The organism is Pedobacter sp., assembly GCF_035566355.1.
Taxonomy (GTDB): domain Bacteria; phylum Bacteroidota; class Bacteroidia; order Sphingobacteriales; family Sphingobacteriaceae; genus Pedobacter.
Genome location: NZ_DATMRL010000048.1, coordinates 1 through 3872, shown reverse-complemented (window position 1 = coordinate 3872; position 3872 = coordinate 1). Strand labels below are relative to the sequence as shown.

Below are 3872 nucleotides of genomic sequence, written 5' to 3'. Positions count from 1 at the left end.
GCGAGAAGGATGATCCTGGTGTTTGGTCTTAAAGCTTTAATCATTAAAGCTATAGGGAGTAAATGGATATGACTTAGAAGGACATTTGGGTGGGATGAACTCTTTTTAACAGCATGGAAGGCAAACAATAGTTTTTGATTGTTATATCCCCTGAACTGTGCAGCTGATATATATCTGGGATCTGCTTGTGAGGTTTGGTCTTTTAAGGCAAAGACCTGCAGTGTGGAGTTTCTTTCTGCAGAAATATCTGACAGTGCTTTGCTGATCGTCCGGCATACTTTCTGAATTCCTCCGGTATCACAAAAGCTGCTTAAGGTAAGAAATAGAACATCGTGTTTTCTTTTCATAGATCTTTGCTGTAATTGTCGGGCAGATTATAGTATTCTTGTTGAAAATGATCTTTTTCAAAGCCGTTGAGTATGAGGGAAATATTGGATAGTCTGAATTCTTTAAGTAGTTTTTCCGGAAGGGCGGCAGAATATTTTTTAGATATTCCGTATCTAAGGATAAAGAGGTTGATGTCTGATATTTTTAGCAAGGGTACCGTGTCTGAGACAAGACCAACCGGAGCTGAATCGAGAAGGATGTAATCGTAGGTCTTCTTTAGTTCAGTCATCAGTTCTTCCATTCGGGGATGTTGAAGCAGTTCAGAGGGATTGGGTGGAACAGGTCCGGAGGGAATGAAACTAAGGTTGTTGATAAAGGTTTTGTGGCAGATTTGAGAAATTGTCTGCTGTCCTGAAAGATAATTGCTCAAACCTTGATGGTTGCTGATGGACAAATCGATGTGCAGCGCTGACTTTCTCAGGTCAGTAGCAACCATACATACTTTTTTATCAATTAAGCTTAATGAAGCAGCCAGGTTCAATGAAATAAATGACTTGCCCTCTCCCGAATTACCTGAAGTTATGCAAATCACTTTACTGCTGTGCTCTATACAGAGGTAGTTGAGATTGATACGGAGTGCTTTTATAGATTCTGAGAAGTGGGACCTGGGAGCTTCTATGGAGAGAACAGATGTAAGGACTCTTTTTTTTGTATCTGTTCTTATATAGCCAATTATTGGCAGAGAACTGAGTTCTTTGATGAATGAGGTATCATATAACCGGGTGTTTAATTTGTGTTGCAGGAAGATGAGAAGCAGACCAGTTACAACACCTCCAAGCCCGAAGTCGGTGTAGATCTGAGTTGCAATAGGATATATAGGCTCATCAGGAAGGGTTGCCTGATCAATAATCTGTATTCCTGATATTATTGCAGCTGCGGAGATTCCTGCTTCCAGCTTTTTTTCTGAAAGGTAATTGTAAACTTTCTGATTTACTTCAAAGCGCGACTGGAGTTGTACAAATTCTTTTTCCTTTTTTGGGAATGAATTCATTGTTTTGCGGAGGTCGGCAATTTGATGAGAGAAGTAAGCGATCAGTTTTCCATTTTGTTGTTCCTGATTTTTTAAGGTGGACTGAATAGATTGTTTAATATTGCCGATTTGGTTTTCTACATACATAACGGGAGATGCTTCGGGCTTGTAGAAGAGCAGAAGCTCAGTCTTTTTCTGTAGAAGGGAATTATAGTGATGCAGAAGTGCGATGAGCTGGGGATCTTGAATGCCTTGTAAATTATAATTCAATTTATCTGCTGAAATTGGCTGGCTCAGGCTTTTAAGAAGCGCTCTGTTGATCAGGTTCAGGATGGATAATTGCCTTTTTTCTTTTTCAAGGTCGGATAATTTGGTGATCACTTCTTTTGTGCCGGAAGAGATATCTGAAAAGCCCTGGGCAGTTTTAAAGTTTTGTATTTCCGACGAGGAACGAGAAAGTACAGAAGCCATCTTTTTCAGTAAGGTGTCTATGAAAAGGGAGGTTTGTTTGCTGGGTGCACTACGTTGTGATTTGTCGTACTTTTGATATTCATCGAGGATCGCATTTAAAATATCCCTGGCAAGGAAAGGATTCGGGTCGCTGAATTGAAGTTTCAGGATATTTGTGTTTTGGTTGTCGTCAACCATCAATTTTTCGAGGATGTATTTAAGGAGGTTGGTTTCGTCGTTGAATTTGAAGTGACAGCGTTGCGGAATACTTTTCAGTGGAGTAAGAATTCTAAAAAGCAGGCCAGGAAGTAAGATTTTTGAATTATACAGGAATTTTCGGATGGTTTTCTTTCCTGCCCATATATAGGTGAGTTGAAAGATCTTTCTGTTGACAGGTTCAAATTCAAAAAGCATTTTATTTTCGTTCTTGCCGCCTGACTCCAGGATTTGTATATCCAGGGGTCTGGCCGGATAAAGATTGATCATCCTGAAGGGACGTGATTCAAAAAAGGAAATTTTATAATTCAATGCAGTTATGGCTTTCCCAATTACATTTCTTGAGGCCAATATTGTCTTTTCTGCTTCACCTTTGCTATTTCGGTCATAAATGTTTCTGATGGTGATGAGTTCAGAAAGTTCAGATCTTCGATCCTCCAGTTTTAGTGATGCATTAGCACAGTAGATGGGGCTACTTATGTATAGGAACAGATAAGCTATGCCTATTGATATGGTGGTAATCGTTGTGATATAGCCCCACTTTTTCAGGATCAAATTCCATATTTTTAAATGATGATTTAAATTTTCCATTAAATTAATATTTTACTTCATTAAGCCGTTTTTATATGGTTGTTTTAATTTTATAGTTTTAATATTTATATTTAAAGCAAAACTATTAATAATAAATGAAAGTTAGTATAGTGAGTGTTGTTTTAAATTGTAGAGACTATATTGCCGATTGTATTCTATCTGTTATCGGACAGGACTATTCTGAAATTGAGTATATCGTAATAGATGGGGGCTCTACAGATGGTACACTGGATGTTATTCAGCTCTACCGGGATCATATTCATGTCTTTGTCACCCAAAAAGATCAAGGTTTTTATGATGGGCTTAATAAGGGGATTGCTCTGGCTACGGGAGATGTTATAGGGATACTAAATGCGGACGATATGATTGCGGAACCTGGAACGATCTCCAGGGTTGTTCGTCGTTTTGCGACAACCTTGTGCGGTGGTGTATATGGGAATTTGGAGTACACCGAGAGGAAAGATACCGGAAGAATAGTCAGAAGCTGGAGACCCGGAGATTTTAGTCTGGAAAAACTCAAAAGAGGATGGATGCCTCCGCATCCTACTATATACCTGAACAAAGAACTTTATGGACGATGTGGCAATTATTCGATGAATTTTGGTACTTCAGCTGACTATGAATTTATTTTGAGGTTATTTTCTGCCTATGGAACAAGTATGGTGTATATAGATCATTTAATGGTGAAAATGCGAAAAGGAGGAATGAGTAACGCAGGGATGAAACCCTTCTTACTGGCTTGTATTTATGACTACAGATCATTGGTACTGCATAGATTTCGCTGGCCTTTACTGGTTACAATTTGTAAAAAGCTTAGGAAAATTGAGCAGTTTTTCTACTAAAAAGACATAATTAGAAATAACTAACCTACCTAGGTAGAATATAGGTACTTTTGCGGAAAAATTAACTGTATTCATGAAGATAGCGATAAATGGTTTTGGTAGGATCGGGCGTATTTTTCTACGTACGGCAATAGAAAGGGGCGTTGACATTGCCGCGATCAATGACCTGGCAGACCCTGCAACTCTTGCTCATCTGTTTAAGTATGACACTGTACACCGTGGGTTTAAAGGTGAAGTGTCTTTTGACAAAGAAGCACTGATCATTAATGGTAAAAGGATTCTTGTCTACTCCAATCCTAATGCAAAAGAGCTGCCCTGGGCTGAATTGGGGATAGATCTGGTTTTGGAGTCTACTGGTAAACATACTTCCAGGGCGGCGGCTTCTTTACACTTGGAGGCGGGGGCAAAACAGGTAT

Annotated in this window: 4 protein-coding genes; 2 read left to right on the top strand and 2 right to left on the bottom strand. The window is 39.1% G+C overall.

Translation table 11 applies throughout. The annotated features are described in order from the left end of the window. Both VNZ46_RS01755 and VNZ46_RS01750 read right to left on the bottom strand, forming a co-directional pair. Positions 1-347 (bottom strand): hypothetical protein (locus VNZ46_RS01755; protein ID WP_325558348.1); only part of this gene is annotated, 347 nt, incomplete at its 3' end. Beyond that, on the bottom strand, positions 344-2614 hold the full coding sequence (locus tag VNZ46_RS01750; RefSeq protein WP_325558347.1) for a GumC family protein: 2271 nt from the start codon (positions 2612-2614) through the stop codon (positions 344-346). The genes VNZ46_RS01755 and VNZ46_RS01750, both read right to left, overlap by 4 nt. Positions 2615-2709: 95 nt before the next feature. Here VNZ46_RS01750 and VNZ46_RS01745 point away from each other — a divergent pair, with 95 nt between their 5' ends. Next, entirely contained in the window at positions 2710-3456 is a 747-nt protein-coding gene (locus VNZ46_RS01745) for a glycosyltransferase family 2 protein (RefSeq protein WP_325558346.1), read from the top strand. Between the two features lie 73 nt (positions 3457-3529). After that, positions 3530-3872: glyceraldehyde 3-phosphate dehydrogenase NAD-binding domain-containing protein (locus VNZ46_RS01740; protein ID WP_325558345.1), on the top strand; the 343-nt coding region annotated here is incomplete at its 3' end.

Bases quoted from the DNA above. Each gene is read 5' to 3' on its own strand.
- VNZ46_RS01745 (WP_325558346.1), top strand. From the start codon at position 2,710: ATGAAAGTTAGTATAGTGAGTGTTGTTTTAAATTGTAGAGACTATATT.
- VNZ46_RS01750 (WP_325558347.1), bottom strand. From the start codon at position 2,614: ATGGAAAATTTAAATCATCATTTAAAAATATGGAATTTGATCCTGAAA.